Raw genomic sequence first — 22,476 nt, forward strand, 5'->3', positions numbered from 1 at the left:
TTATGCAAGAGCTAACTCCTATGATGCAGCAGTATATGGAGATAAAACAGAAGGTGAAAGATTGTATTTTATTTTTTAGACTTGGCGATTTTTATGAGATGTTTTTTGAAGATGCGATTGTGGCGTCCAAAGAACTTGAGATAGCACTAACCAGCAGAGATTGTGGAAATAATGAAAAAGCTCCTATGTGCGGTGTGCCGTACCATTCTGCGACCAGCTACATTGCAAAGCTTATAGAAAAGGGTTACAAGGTTGCGATCTGCGAACAGGTGGAAGATCCAAAGCTTGCAAAGGGAATTGTAAAAAGGGAAATTACAAGAATAATAACTCCAGGCACATTTATTGACGAGAATTTTTCAACAGCCAATAATTTCATCTGTTGTATATCAAGAAACAGGTCTGAATTTGCATTGACATTTGTAGATGTTTCAACTGGTGAGATGTACTCTTGCCTTATTGAAGAAGACCTTCAAAAGCTATTAAATGAAATTGGCAAATACAATCCCAGTGAAATCTTAATCTCACGTTCAGAAGATGAGCTTTATGAATATCTGAAAAAAAACTGCACTTCTTTTGTACAAATGATAGAGTTTGTGGATTTACAAGAGTGCTATGAGGTTATAGAAAATCAGATAAATGTGGGTAAAATAGACGAAAGGCTGATTTTGAGCGTAGGAAATCTGCTGAAGTACTTGACAGAGACCCAAAAAATTTCTTTTGATTATATAAGAAGGTTTGAATTTTACAGAGTCCAAAACTATCTTCAAATTGACATAAATACAAAACGAAATTTAGAGCTCACCGAAAGCATCATTCAGCGCTCTAAAAAAAATAGCCTTCTTGGTATTTTGGATCAAACAAAGACCTCAATGGGTTCAAGGCTATTGAAGAAATGGATTGAAAGACCTCTTATTGATGTTATTGAGATTAACAGAAGGCTTGACAGTGTTGAGCAGCTCAAATCAAGCTATTCTATTTTAGTACAGATAGAAGAGCTTTTGAGTAGAATGTATGACATAGAAAGGCTTTCTTCAAAGTTTGCATATAAGAATGTTAACGCCAAAGATTTGCTAAGTTTGAAAAGGTCGATTGAAGTATTACCAGCTTTAAAGAAACTTCTTTCTTCATTCTCAGCACAGCTTTTAAAGGAGATTTATGAGGATTTTGATACATTAGAAGATATACATTCACTTATTGACAGTTCTATAAACGAAGATGCACCTGTAACATTAAAAGAGTGTGGAATAATTAAGGATGGTTTTAATGAAGAAGTAGATAGATTAAGAAATATATCAAAAAATAGTAAGGAACTTTTAGTACAGTACGAAGAAAAAGAGAGAAATCTCACAGGCATAAAAAATCTCAGAATTGGTTATAACAAGGTTTTCGGATATTATATAGAAGTCACTAAGTCAAACTACTCTCTTGTTCCAGACAGATACATTAGAAAACAAACTCTTGCAAATGCAGAAAGGTATGTAACAGAGGAACTCAAAAAATTGGAAGATGAAATATTAGGCGCTGACCAGAAACTCATCGAACTTGAATACCAACTTTTTTGCGAAATAAGGGATAGAATTGAGGCTCAGATTGAAAGGATTCAAAAAACAGCAAGTTATATTGCCATCTTGGATGTTTTGTGCTCATTTGCTCGTATTGCAATTGACAATGAATATGTCAGGCCAAATGTTTACTTAGGGGATAAAATATACATTAAAAACGGTAGACACCCAGTGGTTGAAAAGATGATAGGAAGAGGTAATTTCATCCCAAACGATACCGAACTTGACCAAGTAGAAAATAGGGTTTTGATTATAACAGGTCCCAATATGGCTGGTAAGTCTACATACATGAGGCAGGTAGCCTTAATTGTTATAATGGCACAGATGGGGTGTTTTGTACCCGCTGATGAGGCACACATTGGTATAGTGGATAAAATCTTTTCAAGGATAGGAGCATCTGATGATATTTCATCTGGGCAGAGTACATTCATGGTAGAGATGTCAGAGGTTGCAAACATATTGAAAAATGCAACGCCAAAAAGCCTTATAATTTTTGATGAGGTTGGGAGAGGAACAAGCACATATGATGGACTTTCTATAGCATGGGCGGTTTTAGAGTATGTTGCTGATAAATCTAAAATTGGTGCAAAAACCCTTTTTGCAACTCATTACCATGAGCTAACAGAGCTTGAAGAGAAGATTCCAGGGGTAAAGAACTACAGGGTTGATGTCAAAGAAGAGGGTAAAAACGTTGTATTTTTGAGGAAGATTGTCAGGGGTGGATGTGACTCAAGTTATGGGATTCATGTTGCCCGACTTGCTGGAATTCCAGAAGAAGTATTAAAGAGGGCTGAGGAAATTCTAAAACAGCTTGAAGAGGCTGATATAAATAGAAAAAGTATTAGAAAGCTTAGAAAGGAAATTAAAAAAGAGTTTACTGAGCAGATTGATTTTTTTTCGTATAAAAAAGAGGAGATAATAGACAAAATTGAAAAACTTGATATTTTGAATATAACTCCATTACAAGCTTTAAATATCCTAAGTGAACTCAAACATGAAATAATCAAAGCTAAAGAGAGGCAATTGATATGAGAGAGCTTTACAAACTTCCTGAACAATTAACTCATATCTTGGCGGCGGGTGAGGTTGTAGAAAGACCGGCATCGTGCCTCAAAGAACTTCTGGAAAATTCAATAGATGCTGGAGCAAGTTTAATCGATGTTAAAATAGAAAAAGGCGGTATGAAGAGAATTGAAGTATATGATAATGGGAAAGGAATCCACTCTGATGATATCGAATATGTGTTTGAAAGACATACAACAAGCAAGATAAAGTCTTTGGAGGATATATTCAGCATCAAAACAATGGGATTTAGAGGGGAAGCGCTTTGTGCAATATCGAGCGTAGCAAAGGTGACACTTGTTTCCAAGCATTTAGAGGAAGAACAGGGGTGCATGGTAAAAGTAGAAGGTGGCAAGGTCCTTTCTAAAAGTTTTTGTCCTTTTAAAGAAGGAACAAGGATTGTTGTTGAAGATATTTTTTACAATACTCCTGCAAGGCTAAAATTTTTAAAATCTCCGTCAACTGAACAAAAGTACTGTCTTGAGGTGGTTGAAAAGATTGCAATTGCCTGGCCAGAGATTTCATTCAGGGCAGAGGCAGATGGCAAAAGACAAATTTTTACACCAGGAGATAATAAGATTGAATCTGTCATTGGCTCTATATTTGGGATAGAGATAGTAAAAAATATTGTTGAGTTTTCTCTTGAGAAAGAATCTCTAAAAGTTTGGGGTTATTTTGTAAACCCCACTGTGAGCAGAGCCACACGTTCAGGTTATCATTTTTATGTCAACAGAAGATATATCAAAAGCAAACTTCTTTCGTCATGTGTTGATGAGGCATTTAAAAATTCAGTCATCACAGGAAGGTTTCCAATAGTTTTTCTGTTTGTGCAAATTCCACCTTCTGAGATTGATGTGAATGTCCATCCATCAAAACTTGAGGTAAAGTTCAGGGATGAACAATTTGTTTATAACACCGTTTATAAAGCAATAACAGACTCATTAAAATCTGAGAAAATGATTGCAAAACTTGATTTGAGCAAAGTTGATGACGCAAATGATGCTGAACTTGAACAAAAACACATTGAAGTTTTGTCTACAAACTCAAACGATATATCTTTGGTTATTTCCGAGCAGCCAAATTTCTTTGAAATGTTTTCTGATAAACCAAGAGAAGTTGTAATTGAGCAGCAGGGCTTTGAAAACTTTGGTGCAGGAAACTACAAGATTGTTGGTTACGCTTTTGATACCTATATCATTGTGCAAGGTGATGACAGCTTATACCTTATTGACCAGCACGCAGTACACGAAAGAAGGTTATTTGAAGATTTTAAAGGTCAAATTTATTCTTCAAATGTTCAAAGCCAAGTATTGGCTGTTCCTGTTGTTGCTCAGCTTCCCTCTTCACAAAAAGAGTTTGTGCTTTCAAACCGCTCTATCTTTCAAAATATGGGTTTTGAAATTGAGGATTTTGGGAAAAATGAAATAGTAGTGAGAACCTGGCCTGCTATACTGACTAAGAGCATCGATAAAGTGTTTTTACTTGACGTAATAGAGATGGTATACGAACAAATGGTTGAAGATAAGAGTCTTGTAGGAATTTCTGAGGACCTGTTAAAAAGAATTGCTTGCAGAGCAGCAGTAAAAGGAAATAGTAAAATTTCAGACTTAGAGAAAAAAGAAATAGTTGAACTTGTACTTGTCAAAAAAGAAATTTTTCACTGTCCGCATGGAAGACCAGTTGTAGTAGAAATTACCAAGAAAGATATCGAAAAAATGTTCAAAAGAATTGTATAAATTTCAGTGTAGGTGAGGCAACAAGAATGGAGAAGATACCTTTAATTGTAATTGCAGGCCTTACTGCCACCGGAAAAACAGATGTTGCAGTAGAGCTTGCTCAGCTTGTAAACGGCGAGATTGTGTCTGCAGATTCGATGTGTGTGTACAAGCTTATGGATATTGGCACAGCAAAGCCTACAAAGGAGCAAAGAGAAGCTGTCAGACATTATGTTATTGATGTGGTATTTCCAGATGAGGATTATAATGTTGCGATGTTTCAAAAGGATGCCACAAATGCAATTTTGGATATTTATAAAAGAGGTAAAATACCTTTGCTTGTAGGCGGCACAGGGTTTTATATAAAGTCGGTTGTGGACGATGTCGAATTTCCTGAAATGGGGGATTCAAAACAAATAAGAAGAATGCTTTACGATGAACTCAATAGGAAAGGCAATGTGTATCTTTACGATTTGCTCAAAGGTATAGATCAGGATGCAGCAAACTCTGTACATCCAAACAATGTAAAAAGGGTGATAAGATATTTAGAAATCTATTTTTTGACTGGCAAAAAACCAACAGAGTTTTTAGACAAGGTAAGAAGAAAGGGAAGCGAAAAGTATAATGTATTGCCTCTGTGTTTTATAATGGAAAGAGAAGCTCTTTGGCAGAGGATTGAAAAAAGGGTTGAAAAGATGTTTGATATGGGGCTTGCAGATGAAGTTAAAAAGCTTTTGGATATGGGATATTCAAAGGATTTAAAATCTATGCAGGGGCTTGGATATAAGCAGGTAATACCGTATGTTGAAGGGAAGATTTCTTTGCAAGAGGCGAAAGAAGAGCTTAAAATAAGGACAAGACAGTTTGCTAAAAGGCAGAGGATTTGGTTTAAATATCAGGGAGAATTTATGTTTTTGGATATTACAGGTATGAGGTTTGAAGAAGTTGTGAAAAAATGTTTTGAACTTTGCAAAAGTGTGGTATAATTTAAGAAAAACATATAAAAATTATAATATAAAAAACTTTTAAGTTTGGGGAGGAATACATAAAGTGGCGAAAGGAAGTTTAAACTTGCAGGACTTATTTTTAAATCAGTTAAGAAAAGAAAAAGTGAATGTTACAATTTTCCTGCTCAGTGGTTTTCAGTTAAAAGGAGTTATCAAGGGTTTTGATAACTTTACATTGATTGTAGAGACTGACAATAACAAGCAACAGCTAATTTACAAGCACGCTATATCTTCAATCATGCCCTCAAAGCCAATAAACTATATGGCTCAGGCACAAAATAATCAGCAAGCTTCTCAACAAAATAGCAATCAAGGTTAGAAGACTAAATAAAACGCACAATTTCAAAAGAAAGCTCATGAACGTGTGTTTCATGAGCTTTCTTTAATTTTTGACAATCAGAATTTAAAAGAGAGGTGCAAATGATATTGAAGATAGATATCGAGGCATTAAAAAAATTTTATAATTTTTCTCATGATTTGCTAAGCTTAACAGAGCAAGCTTTAGAAGATTTAAAAGAGAATTTCGAATATATAGAGGAAATAAAATCCTTCAATCAGCTAAAGGTTTTAAATGCTTTTCACCACAGCAGGCTTTCATACACCCATCTGAATAAGACAGATGGATATGGATACTCGGATAGCGGGCGAGATGTGATTGAAAAAATCTTTGCAAAAGTTTTCGGATGTGAGGATGCACTTGTGCGAATCCAATTTATTTCTGGGACACAGGCAATTGCAACAATGCTATTTGCTCTGCTCAGGCCAGGCGATACTCTTCTTTCAATCTGTGGGAAACCTTATGATACACTGCAAAAAGTGATTGGAATAAAAGAAGGTGGACATGGAAACCTTATTGAGTTTGGAATAAGATACCAAGAAATTAATTTAAAGAATAATGATTTTGACTTTAGAAAAATAGAGAGCACTTTAAAAGAAAATTTTATAAAAGTAGTTTTTATTCAACGTTCACGCGGTTATTCATTGAGAGAGTCAATTCCAATCGGAAAGTTGGAAAAGGTAATTAGGTTCATAAAAGACATTTCTCCTCAGACAGTTATTGTGGTTGACAACTGTTATGGAGAATTTGTGGAGAAATTAGAGCCCACAGAAGTAGGAGCAGATCTGATAGCAGGTTCCCTTATTAAAAATCCTGGTGGGACGATTGCTTCATGTGGCGGCTATATCGCGGGAAAAAGAGAACTTGTTGAGATGTGTGCAGACAGGCTGAATTCTCCTGGCATGGGAAAAGAAGTTGGACCATCACTCGGATTTAACAAAGAGATTCTACAAGGGCTTTTATTTTCACCACACATAGTAGCCGAAAGTTTAAAAGTGGCTGTGTTTACTTCATATATAATGGAAAAGTTAGGATATGAGGTTTTGCCAAAGTTTGATGAAAAGAGAACAGATATAATTCAGATTATAGTTTTTAAAAACGAATATGAACTTGTAAGATTTTGTCAGGGAGTGCAAAAAGGTTGTCCGGTGGACAGTAATGTTTTGCCTGAAGCATGGAATATGCCAGGATATTCTCACAAGGTAATAATGGCAGCAGGTGGATTTGTCCAAGGAACATCTTCAGAGCTTTCTTGTGATGCCCCAATAAGAGAGCCATATGCTGCATATCTACAGGGCAGCTCTTCGTTTGAAATCGGACTTGTTGGAATTTTACATGCCATTGAAAATATTAGGAGGATGTAGTATTACATCCTCCTAATAAGTCCTATAACCTTACCAAGAATTTTTACATCTTTGACGATAATAGGCTCCATGGCCTTGTTCTCTGGTTGAAGTCTTATATGGTCGTGTTCCTTGTAAAATCTCTTTACTGTTGCTTCATCGTCAATTAAGGCGACTACAATATCTCCATTTTCAGCCACATTTTGTCTTCTGACAATTATTATATCATTATCGTAAATTCCTGCCTCAATCATACTATCTCCTCTAACTCGAAGCAAAAATGCATCTTCTGTTCCCACAAGGTCGTACGGCAGGGTCATAGTTTCTTCTATATTTTCCACAGCTAAGATCGGTTCGCCTGCAGTTACCTTCCCAACAAGAGGTAGTTGCACAACATTTCTGTGTACATAAAACTCGTCGTCTACGATTTCGATAGCTCTTGGTTTTGATGGGTCGCGCCTAATATAACCTTTTTTTTCAAGCCGTGTCAGATGACCGTGCACAGTTGAAGTTGACTTAAGACCTGTTGCCTCACAAATTTCTCTCACAGCAGGAGGATAGCCCTTTTCTTTAATTCTCTTTTTTATAAATTCTAATATTTCCTCTTGCTTTTTTGTAAGTTGTTTTTTCATACTACTTATTTCCCCTTTTCAAGATTATTATTTTGAAATAATTATAACACAAAAACATACATTCTTCAAACTTTTGTTTAGTATTTTGAAGTGAAAATTAATTTTAAAAGTAAAATAATTCTTGTATACAAGATACAATTTGTTTTATAATATATAAGGTACTAATATGACAGATAATAAACGAAAGGAGCATCAAAAAAATGGCTTTTATTGATACAATTATCGAAAAAGCAAAATCAGATATAAAGACAATTGTACTTCCCGAAAGCTACGAAGAAAGAAATTTAAAAGCTGCCTCCATAGCTCTAAAAGAAAAGATAGCCAAGATAATTTTGATTGGGAAAGAAGATGAGATTAAAAAAGAAGCAGCAAAATTTGGAGCAAATGTAGATGACGCTATTTTTATTGACCCAGAGAATTTTCATAGATTTGATGAATTTGTTAATGAATTTTATGAGCTGAGAAAAAATAAAGGTATAACATTGGAAGATGCAAGAAAGATTATGAAAGACCCGATGTATTTTGGTGTTATGCTTGTATACAAAGGTTTGGCAGATGGTATGGTATCTGGTGCTATTCACTCAACAGCAGATACCTTACGACCAGCCCTGCAGATATTAAAAACAGCACATGGAGTAAAGCTTGTTTCAAGCTTCTTTATTATGGTGGTACCAAACTGCGAATATGGTGAAAATGGAGTTTTTATATATGCTGATGCAGGTTTGAATCCTAATCCAACAGCAGAGGAGCTTGCAGATATAGCTATTTCATCCGCAAAGAGCTTTGAAACCTTGGTTGGAAAAACTCCAAAAGTAGCAATGCTCTCATATTCAACAAAAGGTTCTGCAAAGTCAGAAATGGTTGATAAGGTTGTTGAAGCAACTAAGATTGCAAAAGAAAAAGCACCAGACCTTTTAATAGACGGTGAGCTTCAAGCAGATGCTGCAATAGTTCCTTCTGTTGCAAAGCTGAAAGCACCGGGAAGTCCTGTTGCAGGGCAAGCAAATGTTCTAATCTTCCCTGACCTTGATGCAGGCAATATTGCATACAAACTTACAGAAAGGCTTGCGAAAGCAGAAGCGTACGGGCCTATTACCCAGGGAATAGCAAAACCTGTAAATGATTTGTCCCGAGGTTGCAAAGCGGAAGATATTGTGGGAGTTATTGCAATTACTGCTGTTCAGGCTATGATGAAATAAATTATTTATAGAAGGGGAATGAAAAAATGAAAGTTTTGGTATTGAATTCAGGGAGTTCATCTTTAAAGTATCAATTTATTGATACCGATACAGAGGTTGCACTTTGTAAAGGTGTTGTTGATAGGATTGGTTTGCCGGGAGCATTTATTAGACATCAGAAAAACGGTCAAGAGATTGTAAAAGAACAGGAAATAAAAGACCACAATGTCGCTATTAAGCTTGTGTTAGAGATGCTCACACATAAAGATGCAGGCATTATCCATTCTATGGACGAGATTGATGCAATTGGCCATAGAGTTGTGCATGGCGGAGAGTATTTTAGTGATGCAGTGGTTGTCAATGAAGAGGTAAAAAAAGCGATAAGAGAATGTATTGAACTTGCGCCTCTTCACAATCCTGCTAATTTAATGGGAATTGAAGCGTGTGAAAAAGAAATTCCTGGAAAACCAAATGTGGCTGTATTTGATACAGCATTTCATCAAACAATGCCAAGATATGCGTATATGTATTCGCTTCCATATGAGGTGTATGAGAAATATAAAATTAGAAAATATGGATTTCATGGAACGTCACATAAATATGTTGCAATTAAAGCTGCAGAATATTTAAAAAGACCACTGGAGGAATTGAAACTTATAACTTGTCATCTTGGTAATGGTTCAAGTGTGTGTGCAATAAAATATGGAAAGTCAGTTGATACAAGCATGGGATTTACTCCTTTGGCTGGTCTTGCAATGGGAACAAGAAGCGGAACAATTGACCCGGCTGTGATACTGTACCTCATGGAGAAGGAAAAAATGGATGTGAAGCAGATGAATGATTTTCTGAATAAAAAGTCGGGTGTGCTTGGTATATCAGGGGTGAGCAGTGACTTTAGAGATTTAGAGAAAGCTGCAAATGAGGGTAATGAAAGGGCAAAGCTTGCAATTGATATGTTCTGTTACAGGGTAAAAAAATATATTGGTGAGTATGCAGCTGTATTAGGCGGGGCAGATGCTATTATATTCACTGCGGGAATTGGTGAAAATAACGCTCTTGTGAGAGATAAATGTTTGACTGATCTTGAATATATGGGTGTTCTGTATGATAGAGAGAAGAACTTCAATGTAGAAAAAGGCAAGATTTCTGAAATAAATAAGTCTGAGAGCAAGGTAAAGATTTTAATAGTTCCTACAAACGAAGAACTTATGATTGCGAGAGAGACAAAAAGGCTTCTTTCAAAATAAACTTGCTAAAATAGGGGGTTGCAGACGAGAAAGAAAACCAAAAATTTTTATGCAACCCCCATTTATTTTCTATTCTTTTTTCCACAGTCCATGTAAATTGCAATATTCGTATGCCACTACACTCTCAGCTGAAACTTCAAACAGTGCCTTTGGTTCATCGCCTGGTTTTAGATATTTTCTGTAAAGTTTGTTGTCTGCAATGAGTTCAATCCACATGATGTAGTGTTTTTCTTCCATTGGATGAGCAACTTCACCTACTTTGACCAAGATGCCCTCTTCTGTCTTTTCGATAACAGGGACATGCTTTTCTAAACTTGCATCAACTGTGTTAGCTTCAAGCAGCGTCATGGGTTTTCCACAGCATACAAGCTGGCCACCACCTGCATGCAAAACCTCTACTATGTTTCCACAAATCTCACATTTGTATACATTTCCTCTTTTAATCATCGATTAAGACCCTCCCTTGTAAAAATTAATTTTTTCAATTACAATTACTTTATACCCATCAAATTAATCTTTCTAACACGAAGTTTGAAATAAAATTAAAATTGAAATAATATAAAAAATGAAATAAAAACACTTATTTAAGGGGGATGTGAAAGTGCAAAAAGTATATAATCCGAAAGAGGTAGAAGACAGGCTCTACAAAATGTGGCTTGATAAAAAGTATTTTCATGCAAAGATTGATTATTCAAAAAAACCTTTTACAATTGTTATTCCACCTCCAAATATCACAGGGCAGCTACATATGGGCCATGCACTGAACAATACCATCCAAGATATTCTTATTAGGTTTAAAAGGATGCAAGGTTACTGTGCTCTTTGGCTCCCTGGTACTGACCATGCAAGCATTGCAACAGAGGCAAAGATTGTTGAAAAGATGAAAGAAGAAGGCTTAACAAAGGAGATGATAGGGCGAGAAAAATTTTTAGAGAGAGCATGGGAGTGGAAAAGAGTATATGGTGGCAGGATTATAGAGCAGCTCAAAAAACTTGGCGCATCGTGCGACTGGGACAGAGAAAGGTTCACAATGGATGAGGGCCTTTCAAATGCTGTAAAGGAGGTTTTTGTAAGGCTTTACGAAAAAGGGCTCATTTATAAAGGTGAGAGGATGATAAACTGGTGTCCAACTTGTCATACCACCATTTCTGATGCTGAAGTTGAGTATGAAGAGAAAAAAGGGAAACTCTATTATATAAAGTATCCGGCAAAGGATAATTCATATTATGTAATTGTTGCTACAACAAGACCTGAAACAATGCTGGGTGATACTGCTGTTGCAGTGAACCCTAATGATCAAAGGTATAAGCATCTGATTGGTAAAACAGTTGTACTACCCCTTGTGAATAGAGAGATACCTATAATTGCAGACGATTATGTTGATATGGAATTTGGAACAGGTGTTGTAAAGATAACTCCTGCCCACGACCCGAACGACTTTGAGATTGGGCAAAGACACAACCTTCCAATGGTCCAGGTGATAGACACAAAAGGGTATATGAACGAAAATGCGGGGAAATATTCAGGACAAGAGAGGTATGAAGCAAGAAAGAATATTATTAACGATTTAAAAGATCTTGGCCTTCTTGTGAAAGAAGAGGACTATACACACAATGTTGGACACTGTTATAGGTGTTCAACCGTAATAGAACCACTTGTTTCAAAACAGTGGTTTGTCAAGATGAAACCTTTAGCAAAGCCTGCAATAAGAGTTGTAAAGGAAGGGAAAATTAAGTTTATACCAGAAAGATTTGAAAAGATATATTTTAACTGGATGGAGAATATAAAAGACTGGTGTATTTCAAGACAGCTATGGTGGGGACACAGAATTCCTGCTTATTACTGTCGCGACTGTGAGAATATGATGGTAAGCAGAGAAGAAGTAAAAGTATGTTCAAAGTGCGGTTCTTCTAACGTATATCAGGATGAAGATACGCTTGATACATGGTTTTCGTCTGCTCTGTGGCCATTTTCTACACTTGGTTGGCCGGAAGAGACAGAAGACTTGAAGTATTTTTACCCAACAGATGTTTTGGTAACTGCATATGATATCATTTTCTTCTGGGTTGCAAGGATGATTTTTTCTGCTTTAGAGCACATGGGTAAAGAACCCTTTAAGTATGTTTTGATACACGGTATTGTAAGAGATGCTCAGGGGAGAAAGATGAGCAAATCCTTGGGCAACGGTATAGACCCGCTTGAGGTAATAGAAAAGTATGGTGCTGATGCGCTTAGATTTACACTTGTCACTGGTATATCTCCTGGAAATGATACAAGATTTCATATGGAAAAGGTTGAAGCTAATAGAAACTTTGCAAACAAGATTTGGAATGCCGCAAGGTTTGTGCTCATGAATCTTGACATTGATACAAGCTTTAAGCCTGATGAGAGCAAGTTTACATTTACCGAAAGGTGGATTCTATCGAGGCTTGATACACTTATCAGCGAAGTTACAGAAAACCTTGAAAAGTTTGAAATTGGGATTGCTGCTCAAAAACTTTATGATTTTATATGGGACGAATTCTGTGACTGGTATATTGAGATGTCAAAACCTACACTTTATAACAAAGAAGCAAGTAATAACAAAGAGGTACAATATGTTCTTTTGACAGTTCTTACAGATATATTAAAGCTTTTGCATCCGTTTATGCCGTTTGTGACAGAGGAAATCTATTTGAACCTTCCACATGTTGAAGAAAGTCTTGTGATAGCAACTTGGCCCAGGCCAAGAGGATATAAATATCTTGAGGATATTCAAATGGTTGAAAAGCTTGTAGAACTTATAAGAACCCTAAGAAATTTAAGGGTAGAGAAAGATATCAAGCCCGATATAAAACCTAAGGTGTATATAAAGACAGATGACTTTTCAATGGTAAATCAGTTAAACTTATGGGAGATATACGTCAAAAGACTTGCAAATTTTGATCAGGTGATAATTTCAAATGAGGTTCCGGAAGATAGCATAGCTTTAGTGTTATCTTGGGGAGTTGCGTATGTGAAATTAAAAGAAATAGTAGATATACAAGCAGAGCTTAAAAGGTTACTTGGTGAAAAGGAAAGACTTTTAAAAGAGGTTGAGAGATCTGAGAAACTGCTAAATAACCAGAACTTTTTACAAAAAGCACCTGAAAAGGTTATAAATGAAGAAAAGGAAAAATACGAAAGATATAAACAGATGCTGCTTTCAGTTGAGCAACAGATAGAACGAATAGAAAGTCTCAGGTGATGTTAAAAATGACTATGACTTATGAGCAGGCTTTAGATTTTATTCATTCAACATATAAATTTGGTACAAAGCTTGGGCTTCAGAACATAAGAAAACTTCTTGAGTTTATGGGGAATCCCCAGAAAGGGTTAAAGGTTATTCACATTGCAGGCACAAATGGGAAAGGTTCCACATGTGCTTTTATAAATCAGATGTTAATTGAGGCAGGATTTAGGGTGGGGCTTTATACCTCACCCTTTCTTGAATATTTTAACGAGAGGATAAAACTTAATAATCAGCCAATAGATAATCAAGAGCTTGCCAGTATTACAGAGTTTGTAAAAGATAAAATTGAAGAGATGTTGAAACAAGGTTTTTCACATCCCACTGAGTTTGAGGTTGTAACTGCCATTGGTTTTGAATTTTTTAAAAGAAAAAATGTAGACTTTGTAGTACTTGAGGTTGGGCTTGGAGGAAGATTTGATGCAACCAATGTGGTAGAAAACCCTGAACTTTGCATAATTACATCCATTGGTTTTGACCATATGGACATTTTGGGTTCTACAATTGAAAAGATTGCTTTTGAGAAGGCAGGAATAATAAAGCAAAATAGCAAAGTAATACTGGGAGTTCAGCGATATAAAGAGGTAAAAGAGGTTATTTCAAAAGTGTGCAAGCAGCAGAGTGCTCAGCTAATTGAGGTAGAAAAAGATTATCATATATTGAAAAATGCTCTGGATGGAATGGTTTTTGATTGTGTAACTCCAAGAGGAATTTATAAAAACCTTGAGATTAAGCTACTTGGCACTCATCAGATAGAAAATGCTCTTAACTGTATCTATGCGTATGAATGTTTGCGAGAAAATTACGATATAAAAACTGAAGCGTTAGTAAGGGGACTTTTGAATGCTCGGTGGAACGGACGGTTTGAGGTTTTTATGAACTCACCTTTGATTGTATTAGATGGTGCGCACAATGTTGATGGGATGAAAGTGTTGGTAGAAAACTGCAAAACGTACTTAAGTAATAAAAAGATTGTGGCTGTAGCCGGAATTTTAAAGGACAAAGAGTATGAGAAGATGATTTCCTTACTTAAAAGCGTGGCGAGGGAAGTTATATTTACTCTTGTCCCTTATCAAAAACGGGCTTTCTCAGAAGAAGAAGCTCTTGATGTTTCAAATAGGTTTGGACTTGAATTTATAGCTGATTTTAAAGATGCAATTAAATATGCAATAAGTTTGTGTGGAGAAGATGGTGCAGTTATAATTTGTGGTTCTTTGTATCTTGTGGGGGCTGCAAGAGGTTTTCTAAAAAACATGTTAAGTGTGTTGTAATTATACACCAGTTAGTATAAAATATAATACGAAGAAAATTGGAGGAAAGAGGTGTTGTCAAAAATGAAACTTTTTATTGATACTGCAAATGTGAATGAGATAAGGGAAGCTCATTCGTGGGGAATAATATGTGGTGTTACCACAAATCCATCTTTGATTGCGAAAGAGGGCAGAGATTTTAAAGAAGTAGTCAATGAGATTTGTTCTATTGTGGACGGTCCAATCTCTGCAGAGGTAATTTCTCTTAAAGCAGAAGGTATGATTGAGGAAGCGAAAGATTTAGCAAAGATTCATAAAAATATAGTGATTAAAATACCAATGACTGCAGAAGGGTTAAAGGCTGTATCTGTTCTTTCAAAAGAAGGTATTAAGACAAATGTAACCCTTATCTTCTCAGCAGCTCAAGCACTTTTAGCGGCAAAAGCGGGTGCAACTTATGTATCACCATTTGTGGGAAGACTTGACGATATTGGCCAAAATGGTATAGAGCTTATAAAGGAGATTGTACAAATATTCAAGAATTATCCTGATATTAAAACAGAGATAATTGCAGCAAGTATAAGACATCCTATACATGTCATTGAAGCTGCAAAAGCAGGTGCTCATATAGCAACAGTACCATTTAAGGTTTTAGAGCAGATGACAAAACATGCTCTGACTGATGTTGGTATCGAGAGATTCTTGAAAGACTGGGAGAAGGTGCCTAAGAAAAGTTAAAGCAACCCTGAAAGAAGGGTTGCTGTTTTTTTAAATTTTTAACTGGAGGGGAAAGATGGGATTTATAAAAGAGAATATTAAGGGAATAGAAATATTTGGAATAAGTGAATTTAAAGATTATGGTATAGAAGGATTTTTTACAACACGACAATGTTGTGGACATGATAATTTTAACCTGAGCTATAAATGGACAGAACGAAAAGAGGAAGTAGACAAAAACTTTCGCATTCTTTTTGAAGCTTTGCAAATAGACCATAGAAATATTTTCTATGCAAAACAGGTGCATAAAAATGATATAATAATTGTAGAAAGAGGATTTGATTTTTTTGAATATACTCCGCAAATAGAGGCAGACGGACTTGTAACGAATGTCCCCGGAATTACACTTATAACAATGCATGCCGATTGCTTTCCTGTTTATATTGTTGATACAAAAAAAAGAGTAATTTCTCTGGTTCATTCTGGTTGGAGAGGGACTTTGCGGCATATAACCGAAAATGCCCTACAGATTCTGAAGAAAAAATTTTTATCTGCAGCTGAAGATTTACTTGTTGCAATTGGTCCAGGGATATGTAGAAAACATTTTGAGGTGGGTAAGGATATTTACGAGATGTTTTTGAGAGAGTTTGGAGATGAAGTTTGTTTAGAATCTGAAAAGGGTCTTTTTGTCGATTTGAAAAAAGCAATAATGATTGACTTGAAGAAGAATGGTATCGGAAGTTCTCAGATAATATGCTGTGAAATGTGCACCTATGAAAATGAAGAACTGTTTTTTTCGTATAGAAGAGACCACAGCAAACCAGAAAGATTGGGAAGTATGGTGGCAATCTTGAGGATGGTGAGAAAGTAAGATGAAAAGCATTTTAATAGTTGATGATGAGCAGCATATTCTTGAACTTCTCAAATTTAATCTTAGGAAAGAAGGATATAATACATTTGAAGCGGACAGTGGAGTACAGGCATTGGAGATTTTAAAGAATAACAAAGTTGATCTTGTCATACTTGATATTATGATGAGTGACAAGGATGGATATGAAGTTTTAAAAGAGATTCGATTCAATAGAGATACTAAAAATCTTCCGGTGATTTTGCTGTCTGCTAAATCTGAAGAGATTGATAAGATACTTGGGCTTGAGCTCGGAGCAGATGACTATATAACAAAGCCTTTTAGTGTAAAAGAGCTGGTTGTAAGAGTGAAGGCACTTTTAAGAAGAGTAGAGAGTTTAAAGCCTGAGGTTGAAGATAAGGTCAAGTTTGGAGATGTAGAAGTGGACTTTTCAAAAAGAACTGTCAAGAAAAATAACCAGGATGTATCTCTTTCGTTCAAAGAATTTGAGCTTCTGAAGCTTCTTATCGAAAACAAAGGCAGGGTGTTGGACAGAGACTTTATTTTGCAAAGGGTATGGGGATACGAGTTTGATGGAGATACACGAACGGTTGACGTACACATAAGGTTTTTGAGGAGAAAACTTGAAGATGATGAGAAAAATCCGCGTTACATAGAAACTGTCAGGGGTGTGGGATACAGGTTTAATGAAAGGTCTGAGTAAAGCATGAGGTTAAAGCTTTTTGGTTATACCATATTGGTTGTGGTGGTTATTACTTTTCTTCAAGGAGTTCTCTCGTATGAGGCTTATAAAAACATATATATAGATGAAAACAAAAGATGGCTTGTTGCCAAAATAAATGAAGTAGAAAAGTACATTTGGTCTTTTGGCATTGATAAGCTAAAAGACATCTACAACAAGGGGGATTTTAGGGTAACTATTGTGGGTAGCAGTGGGGTTGTTCTTTACGACTCTGAAGCAGATATAAAGAAAATGGAAAATCACTTAAAAAGACCAGAGATTGCAAATGCCAATAGAGTTTTTGGAAAAGTAGAGTTTTCGATGAGAAGGAGCAAAACACTGGGACATTACTTTTTGTATGCAGCTAAAAAGGTTAAAATTCACAATACAATAATATTTATAAGAGTTTCAGTCTTGCTGAACAAAGTTGACTCAATTTTAAAAAAAGTTTTGTTTAATACTCTGAAATTCGCAATTATATGTATTTTTCTGGGTATAGCATTAGCAATAGGGATATCATCGGTTTTATATCAACCATTAAAAGGGTTAATTTCTCTTATTTCAGAAGGCCTTGAAAAGTTCAGCATACACGATGTAAGAAGTACTAAAGATTTCAGATGGCTGAGTCTAAGCTTTTCAAAGATGTATCAGCTTTTAGAAGAAAAGATTAGCGAATCTAATATATTGAGAAAAAGGCTCACTTCGCTTTTAGACTCAATAGACATTGGTATAATATTCTTTGATGTGAATAAGAGAATACTCATGTTCAATAGAGGAGCGGAAAACATTCTTGAAACTAACCTCAAGATTGGATTTAGTTTGCTTGAATGCGTCCGAGTATATGAACTGTTTGAATTTCTTTTTCAGCAGGATACAAAAGAAAAGGAATTGGAGATTAGTATAAATAATAAACTAAAATTTTTAAAAGTGAGCAAAAAGAAGATTTCTTATGAAGATGGTAAAGAGGGAATACTCCTCATCCTAAGTGATATTACTTTTTTGAAAAAATTAGAAAGAGTTCGATCAGACTTTGTGGCAAATGTCTCGCATGAACTCAAAACACCACTTACTTCAATAAAGGGTTTTGTAGAAACGCTTAAAGATGGTGCAATTGATGATAAAGATGTTGCCCTTAAGTTTCTTAACATAATTGAGGTTGAGGTAGAAAGGCTTGTGAGACTCATCAATGACCTTCTCTATCTTTCGGAAATAGAGAATGCAGCAATGCCCATTTTAGATGAAAAAGTGGTGGTTAAAGAGGTTGTGCTTGAGAGCATTGAACTTTTAAAGATAAAAGCTGAGAAAAAAAATATTCAATTTGTTGATATTAAAGTTCCAGATGGTCTTGAGATGAACATATATCGGGATTGGCTAAAGCAGATTTTTATAAATCTTATAGACAATGCAATTGTTTATAACAAAGAAAACGGAAAAGTTTGGGTAACAGTAGAGAAATCAAATGGTATGGTAGTTATAAAAGTTAAAGATACAGGAATTGGAATTCCCGAAAAAGAGATTGAAAGAATATTTGAAAGATTTTACAGAGTGGATAAAGGAAGGTCAAGAAAACTTGGGGGTACAGGCTTAGGTCTTTCTATTGTAAAGCATATAGTAGAACTTTATGGAGGAAAGATTTGGGTTAAAAGTCAAGAAGGTTACGGCAGTGAATTTACAGTTATAATTCCAATTAACAAAAAGGCCGACCTACATCAGTAAGTCAGCCTTTTTGTAGCTATGCTATCCAATTAATTAAGATAGAAATAATAGCTCCTAAAATAGCACACATTGGGATAGTCAAAACCCATGCAATAACGATATTTCTCGCAATTCCCCATCTAACGGCTGAAAACTTTTTACATGCACCTACTCCCATAATAGAGGACGAGATGACATGGGTTGTGGAAACTGGTGCACCTATATGAGTTGCAAACTGAATTGTTAGTGCTGCACCAGTCTCTGCTGCAAAGCCGTTTATTGGTGCAAGTTTTATTATCTTTATTCCCATTGTTTTAATTATTCGCCAGCCACCTACGGATGTACCGAGAGCCATGGCAAGAGCACAGGCAAATTTAACCCAGTCAGGTACAACAAACTCATTTAAAATTCCACTTCCTACCAGTGCCATGGTTATTATTCCCATGGATTTTTGAGCATCGTTTGAGCCATGACTGTATGCCATCCACATTGCAGATAGTATTTGAAGCTTTGAAAAATATCTATTAATTATGGTTGGATGTACTTTGGCAAACACTATGTAAAGAACCATCATAAATAAATATCCAAATACAAAACCTAAGATAGGAGATACAATAAGAGGAAGAACAATCTTTTTGACAAATCCTGCCCAGTTTATATCGGCAAGTGATTTTGTTGCAGCAATTGCAGCGCCTACAAGACCGCCAATTATTGCATGTGATGAAGAAGAAGGTATTCCCCACCACCATGTAATCAGGTCCCAAACAATTGCTGCAATTACAGCCGCAAGTATAAGATTTTGTGTAACAAATCTCGGGTCAACAATTCCATGACCAATGGTTTTAGCAACCTCTGTGTTTATCATTGCACCAAAGAAGTTAAATACTGCTGACATAAATATGGCAGTACGTGGTGTTAAAACTCTTGTTGAAACTGAGGTTGCAATAGCATTTGCTGTATCATGAAACCCATTTATAAAATCAAAAGTCAGCGCTAAAATGATTATTAAAAGTAGGTCCAGTGGTATGTTATGCATTTTTTGTCACAACTCCTTCTATCACATTTGCTACATCTTCACACGCATCAAGCGTGTCTTCCAGGAAACCAAAAATTTCTTTCCAAATAATTACTTCAATAGGTTTGTCTTTATTTTCGGCAAATAGTTTTTTGATTGCGTTTCTGTACACAATGTCGCCCTCATCTTCAATTCTATTGACTTCTATTATTTTTTCCTTTATGAGTCTAGTATTTTTTAAATCTTTTAAGTTTTCCACAACTCCTTTTAACTCTTTTGTGCAGTTTATGATCATCTCCGATAATATTTTTGCTTCAGGTCTGACGGTGTTTACATTATAGATTTCAAATCTGTGTGCAACTGTTTCGAGTGAATCGACAATGTTGTCAATCTCTTTGATTATTGCAAACAAATCTTCTCTGTCAAGAGGTGTGATAAAAGTTTTGTTGAGAAGTTCAATCACTTGGTGGGTAATATCATCCCCTTTGTTTTCAGCTTTTTCAAGCTTTGAGATTAGCTCTTGCATATTTGAGAGGTTATTGAGGAGTTGATTTAGCATCACCGCTGATTGATAAGCATTTTCAACAGCATCTTCTAGTAAAACAAAAAACTGATTTTCTTTTGGAATTATACTCCACATATTTCACAACCCCTTCTTTGAAGAATTTTTGTCACAAAGACCATTTTAATAAAAGTGATTTTTGTTTATCAATCCTGCGAACCTCATAAAAAGTTTTACATCGCACAAAGAATATTATATAATATTTAACACAGTTTTAACATACATTAAACAAGAATTTAATGTTGGAATTATAAAATATATAAGTTGTAGCTATTAAAAAGTAGGGAGAGGTTGCTTCAAGATGGTAATAATAGAAACAAATGATTTAAATCTATATTATGGTGAAAACCACGCTCTCAAAAATATAAACATAAAAATAAACGAAAAAGCTATAACCGCCCTAATAGGACCGTCTGGGTGTGGAAAATCTACTTTCTTGAGAACTCTAAATAGAATGAATGATCTTATTGAAAATGTTAAGATAGAAGGAAAGGTATATTTTGAAGGTAAGGATGTTTACAAAGAAATAGATGTAATTACGCTTAGGAAAAAGATTGGAATGGTATTCCAAAAACCTAATCCTTTCCCAATGAGCATATATGACAATGTAGCATATGGACCAAGAATTCATGGTATTAAAAAGAAAGAAGTGCTTGATGAGATTGTAGAAAGCAGTCTTAAAAAAGCCTATCTGTGGGATGAAGTAAAGGATAGGCTGAAAAAAAGTGCATTTTCACTCTCTGGAGGTCAGCAGCAAAGACTCTGCATAGCAAGAGTTTTGGCGGTTGAACCTGAAGTAATTCTACTTGATGAGCCAACATCTGCCCTTGATCCTATTTCAACATTAAAAATAGAGGAGCTTTTAGAACAGCTCAAGAAAAACTACACAATAATAATAGTCACTCATAATATGCAACAGGCTGCTCGAATTTCTGATTTCACAGGATTTTTCTTAAATGGAGAACTTGTAGAGTTTGACAAAACAATCACTATATTTAATACTCCACGGGACAAAAGAACAGAGGACTATATTACCGGCAGGTTCGGATAATTATTATGTTGAGAGGTGAATTTTTGATATGACAAGACCGACATTTGAAAATGAGCTTAAAGAAATCCATCTTGATATTCTCAAGATGGGAGCTATGGCCGAAGAGGCTATTGACAAAGCAATTTTGGCACTTAAGACAAAAGATGTTGAACTTGCACAAAGAATAATAGACAATGATGATAAGATTGATGAGCTTACCGAAGAGATAGAGAAAAAATGTGCTATTGTGATTGCGACCCAGCAGCCGCTTGCAAGTGATTTAAGACTTATTATAACTGCAATGAGAATTGCAACAGATATTGAGAGGATTGCTGACCATGCAGAGGATATTTCTCAGATAACACTCAAGCTTGCAAAAGAGGATTATGTAAAACCTTTAATTGACATTCCTAAAATGGCTGAAATCACTCGTTCGATGTTGAAAGATGCGTTAGACTCGTATGTAAATTCTGATATAGAACTTGCAAAATCTGTTGTCAAGCGTGACGATTTGGTTGACACAATGTATCAAAACCTTATTGATGAGCTTGAGCAAATAATGAAAGAAAATTCGGCAGCAGTTTCTCAGTGTATCCAGTTCTTGTTGGTTATTAAATACTTAGAGAGAATTGCAGACCATTCTACCAACATAGCCGAATGGGTTGTGTATAAGATAACAGGTATGCACAAGCATGAATGGGAAGGCAGGGAAAAGGAAACAAAGTGAATAAGAAAATTAAGATTGACAATAAAGTAATTGCACGGGCTGCTCTGATTGCAGCGCTATATTTTGTTTTAACTGCATTTTTACCGGCTATATCGTATGGACCAGTGCAGATAAGAATATCAGAGGCTCTTACTCTTCTCCCTGCCCTGATGCCAGTTTCGGCTACGTTGGGTTTATTTGCTGGATGTTTGCTGGCAAACTTGTATGGTATGGCAATGAGCATCACAGGAATATATGACGTAATTTTTGGTTCTCTTGCAACACTGGTAGCGGCGCTACTTACAACAAGGATAAAGAAAAAACCTTTTTTACCTCTGCCAACTATTATAGTAAATGCTGTGGTTGTATCAGCTTATATATGGCAGTATTTTATAGGCAGCTTGAAAATTGAGTGGTTGAAAAATCTAAGTCCAATTATCAGGTATCTTTTTACAATAGTGTCTATTGGAATGGGAGAGGCAATTGCCACATACTTCTTAGGTCTGCCTTTATTTTTAGCACTTGAAAAACAGCTAAAAGGCAAAAAACTTTTATAAGATT

General features: G+C 35.6%; 20 protein-coding genes. 16 read left to right on the top strand and 4 right to left on the bottom strand.

Annotation, left to right across the window (positions count from 1 at the left end):
• Nucleotides 1-2 precede the first annotated feature (2 nt).
• The 5 genes from mutS (at nt 3) to COB47_RS05345 (ending at nt 7,047) form a co-directional block, all read left to right on the top strand.
• Nucleotides 3-2,594, top strand: coding sequence for a DNA mismatch repair protein MutS (mutS, locus tag COB47_RS05325; protein ID WP_013290353.1), 2,592 nt, complete (start codon nt 3-5; stop codon nt 2,592-2,594).
• Nucleotides 2,591-4,360 carry a DNA mismatch repair endonuclease MutL gene (gene mutL, locus COB47_RS05330; protein ID WP_013290354.1) on the top strand — a complete coding sequence of 590 codons (1,770 nt, stop codon included), beginning with the start codon at nt 2,591-2,593 and terminating at the stop codon, nt 4,358-4,360. The genes mutS and mutL overlap by 4 nt, the downstream gene beginning before the upstream one ends.
• A gap of 26 nt (nt 4,361-4,386) precedes the next feature.
• The gene (gene miaA, locus COB47_RS05335) at nt 4,387-5,325 is read left to right on the top strand and encodes a tRNA (adenosine(37)-N6)-dimethylallyltransferase MiaA (RefSeq protein WP_013290355.1); all 939 of its coding nucleotides are present in this window, start codon (nt 4,387-4,389) and stop codon (nt 5,323-5,325) included.
• 64 nt (nt 5,326-5,389) lie between these two features.
• Nucleotides 5,390-5,665, top strand: coding sequence for an RNA chaperone Hfq (gene hfq, locus COB47_RS05340; protein WP_013290356.1), 276 nt, complete (start codon nt 5,390-5,392; stop codon nt 5,663-5,665).
• A 101-nt stretch (nt 5,666-5,766) separates the two neighbouring features.
• Nucleotides 5,767-7,047, top strand: a complete 1,281-nt coding sequence (locus COB47_RS05345) for a methionine gamma-lyase family protein (RefSeq protein WP_013290357.1) — start codon at nt 5,767-5,769, stop codon at nt 7,045-7,047.
• A gap of 2 nt (nt 7,048-7,049) precedes the next feature.
• Here COB47_RS05345 and lexA read toward each other — a convergent pair whose 3' ends face one another.
• Nucleotides 7,050-7,658 (bottom strand): transcriptional repressor LexA, encoded by a 609-nt coding sequence (lexA, locus tag COB47_RS05350; protein ID WP_013290358.1) that lies wholly within the window; start codon nt 7,656-7,658, stop codon nt 7,050-7,052.
• Between the two features lie 200 nt (nt 7,659-7,858).
• Between lexA and pta the strand changes: the two genes are divergently transcribed.
• Together pta and COB47_RS05360 are read left to right on the top strand one after the other, a co-directional pair.
• Nucleotides 7,859-8,857: a phosphate acetyltransferase gene (pta, locus tag COB47_RS05355; RefSeq protein WP_013290359.1), complete on the top strand. Its 999-nt coding sequence runs from the start codon at nt 7,859-7,861 to the stop codon at nt 8,855-8,857.
• Nucleotides 8,858-8,883: 26 nt separating this feature from the next.
• Nucleotides 8,884-10,083, top strand: a complete 1,200-nt coding sequence (locus COB47_RS05360; protein WP_013290360.1) for an acetate kinase — start codon at nt 8,884-8,886, stop codon at nt 10,081-10,083.
• Between the two features lie 69 nt (nt 10,084-10,152).
• Here the strand turns inward: COB47_RS05360 and COB47_RS05365 are convergent, their stop codons facing one another.
• Nucleotides 10,153-10,530: a desulfoferrodoxin gene (locus COB47_RS05365; protein ID WP_013290361.1), complete on the bottom strand. Its 378-nt coding sequence runs from the start codon at nt 10,528-10,530 to the stop codon at nt 10,153-10,155.
• Nucleotides 10,531-10,684: 154 nt separating this feature from the next.
• Between COB47_RS05365 and COB47_RS05370 the strand changes: the two genes are divergently transcribed.
• The 6 genes from COB47_RS05370 to COB47_RS05395 all read left to right on the top strand — a co-directional run bounded on the left by COB47_RS05370 (nt 10,685) and on the right by COB47_RS05395 (nt 18,623).
• Entirely contained in the window at nt 10,685-13,309 is a 2,625-nt protein-coding gene (locus tag COB47_RS05370; protein ID WP_013290362.1) for a valine--tRNA ligase, read from the top strand.
• Nucleotides 13,309-14,622, top strand: a complete 1,314-nt coding sequence (locus COB47_RS05375; protein WP_013290363.1) for a bifunctional folylpolyglutamate synthase/dihydrofolate synthase — start codon at nt 13,309-13,311, stop codon at nt 14,620-14,622. The genes COB47_RS05370 and COB47_RS05375 overlap by 1 nt, the downstream gene beginning before the upstream one ends.
• Nucleotides 14,623-14,685: 63 nt before the next feature.
• Nucleotides 14,686-15,339, top strand: coding sequence for a fructose-6-phosphate aldolase (gene fsa / locus COB47_RS05380; protein WP_041742434.1), 654 nt, complete (start codon nt 14,686-14,688; stop codon nt 15,337-15,339).
• 55 nt (nt 15,340-15,394) lie between these two features.
• Entirely contained in the window at nt 15,395-16,189 is a 795-nt protein-coding gene (gene pgeF / locus COB47_RS05385; protein ID WP_013290365.1) for a peptidoglycan editing factor PgeF, read from the top strand.
• Nucleotide 16,190: 1 nt separating this feature from the next.
• Entirely contained in the window at nt 16,191-16,889 is a 699-nt protein-coding gene (locus COB47_RS05390; protein WP_013290366.1) for a response regulator transcription factor, read from the top strand.
• 3 nt (nt 16,890-16,892) lie between these two features.
• A complete protein-coding gene (locus COB47_RS05395) occupies nt 16,893-18,623 on the top strand; it encodes a sensor histidine kinase (protein WP_013290367.1) in 1,731 nt (576 codons plus the stop codon).
• A 16-nt stretch (nt 18,624-18,639) separates the two neighbouring features.
• Here COB47_RS05395 and COB47_RS05400 read toward each other — a convergent pair whose 3' ends face one another.
• A complete protein-coding gene (locus COB47_RS05400; RefSeq protein WP_013290368.1) occupies nt 18,640-19,638 on the bottom strand; it encodes an inorganic phosphate transporter in 999 nt (332 codons plus the stop codon).
• Nucleotides 19,631-20,257 carry a DUF47 domain-containing protein gene (locus COB47_RS05405; protein ID WP_013290369.1) on the bottom strand — a complete coding sequence of 209 codons (627 nt, stop codon included), beginning with the start codon at nt 20,255-20,257 and terminating at the stop codon, nt 19,631-19,633. The genes COB47_RS05400 and COB47_RS05405 overlap by 8 nt, the downstream gene beginning before the upstream one ends.
• A gap of 223 nt (nt 20,258-20,480) precedes the next feature.
• Here COB47_RS05405 and pstB point away from each other — a divergent pair, with 223 nt between their 5' ends.
• The 3 genes from pstB to COB47_RS05420 are packed head-to-tail and all read left to right on the top strand — an operon-like array spanning nt 20,481 to nt 22,472.
• Entirely contained in the window at nt 20,481-21,230 is a 750-nt protein-coding gene (gene pstB / locus COB47_RS05410) for a phosphate ABC transporter ATP-binding protein PstB (RefSeq protein ID WP_013290370.1), read from the top strand.
• A 28-nt stretch (nt 21,231-21,258) separates the two neighbouring features.
• Nucleotides 21,259-21,936, top strand: coding sequence for a phosphate signaling complex protein PhoU (gene phoU / locus COB47_RS05415; protein ID WP_013290371.1), 678 nt, complete (start codon nt 21,259-21,261; stop codon nt 21,934-21,936).
• A complete protein-coding gene (locus tag COB47_RS05420; RefSeq protein WP_013290372.1) occupies nt 21,906-22,472 on the top strand; it encodes a QueT transporter family protein in 567 nt (188 codons plus the stop codon). Before phoU ends, COB47_RS05420 begins: the two co-directional genes overlap by 31 nt.
• Nucleotides 22,473-22,476 lie beyond the last annotated feature (4 nt).

It is taken from the genome of Caldicellulosiruptor obsidiansis OB47, assembly GCF_000145215.1.
GTDB classification, from domain to species: domain Bacteria; phylum Bacillota; class Thermoanaerobacteria; order Caldicellulosiruptorales; family Caldicellulosiruptoraceae; genus Caldicellulosiruptor; species Caldicellulosiruptor obsidiansis.

Coding starts and splice junctions, on each gene's coding strand:
- mutS (WP_013290353.1), top strand. CDS start 3: ATGCAAGAGCTAACTCCTATGATGCAGCAGTATATGGAGATAAAACAG.
- mutL (WP_013290354.1), top strand. CDS start 2,591: ATGAGAGAGCTTTACAAACTTCCTGAACAATTAACTCATATCTTGGCG.
- miaA (WP_013290355.1), top strand. CDS start 4,387: ATGGAGAAGATACCTTTAATTGTAATTGCAGGCCTTACTGCCACCGGA.
- COB47_RS05345 (WP_013290357.1), top strand. CDS start 5,767: ATGATATTGAAGATAGATATCGAGGCATTAAAAAAATTTTATAATTTT.
- lexA (WP_013290358.1), bottom strand. CDS start 7,658: ATGAAAAAACAACTTACAAAAAAGCAAGAGGAAATATTAGAATTTATA.
- pta (WP_013290359.1), top strand. CDS start 7,859: ATGGCTTTTATTGATACAATTATCGAAAAAGCAAAATCAGATATAAAG.
- COB47_RS05360 (WP_013290360.1), top strand. CDS start 8,884: ATGAAAGTTTTGGTATTGAATTCAGGGAGTTCATCTTTAAAGTATCAA.
- COB47_RS05365 (WP_013290361.1), bottom strand. CDS start 10,530: ATGATTAAAAGAGGAAATGTATACAAATGTGAGATTTGTGGAAACATA.
- COB47_RS05375 (WP_013290363.1), top strand. CDS start 13,309: ATGTTAAAAATGACTATGACTTATGAGCAGGCTTTAGATTTTATTCAT.
- fsa (WP_041742434.1), top strand. CDS start 14,686: ATGAAACTTTTTATTGATACTGCAAATGTGAATGAGATAAGGGAAGCT.
- pgeF (WP_013290365.1), top strand. CDS start 15,395: ATGGGATTTATAAAAGAGAATATTAAGGGAATAGAAATATTTGGAATA.
- COB47_RS05390 (WP_013290366.1), top strand. CDS start 16,191: ATGAAAAGCATTTTAATAGTTGATGATGAGCAGCATATTCTTGAACTT.
- COB47_RS05395 (WP_013290367.1), top strand. CDS start 16,893: ATGAGGTTAAAGCTTTTTGGTTATACCATATTGGTTGTGGTGGTTATT.
- COB47_RS05400 (WP_013290368.1), bottom strand. CDS start 19,638: ATGCATAACATACCACTGGACCTACTTTTAATAATCATTTTAGCGCTG.
- COB47_RS05405 (WP_013290369.1), bottom strand. CDS start 20,257: ATGTGGAGTATAATTCCAAAAGAAAATCAGTTTTTTGTTTTACTAGAA.
- pstB (WP_013290370.1), top strand. CDS start 20,481: ATGGTAATAATAGAAACAAATGATTTAAATCTATATTATGGTGAAAAC.
- phoU (WP_013290371.1), top strand. CDS start 21,259: ATGACAAGACCGACATTTGAAAATGAGCTTAAAGAAATCCATCTTGAT.
- COB47_RS05420 (WP_013290372.1), top strand. CDS start 21,906: ATGGGAAGGCAGGGAAAAGGAAACAAAGTGAATAAGAAAATTAAGATT.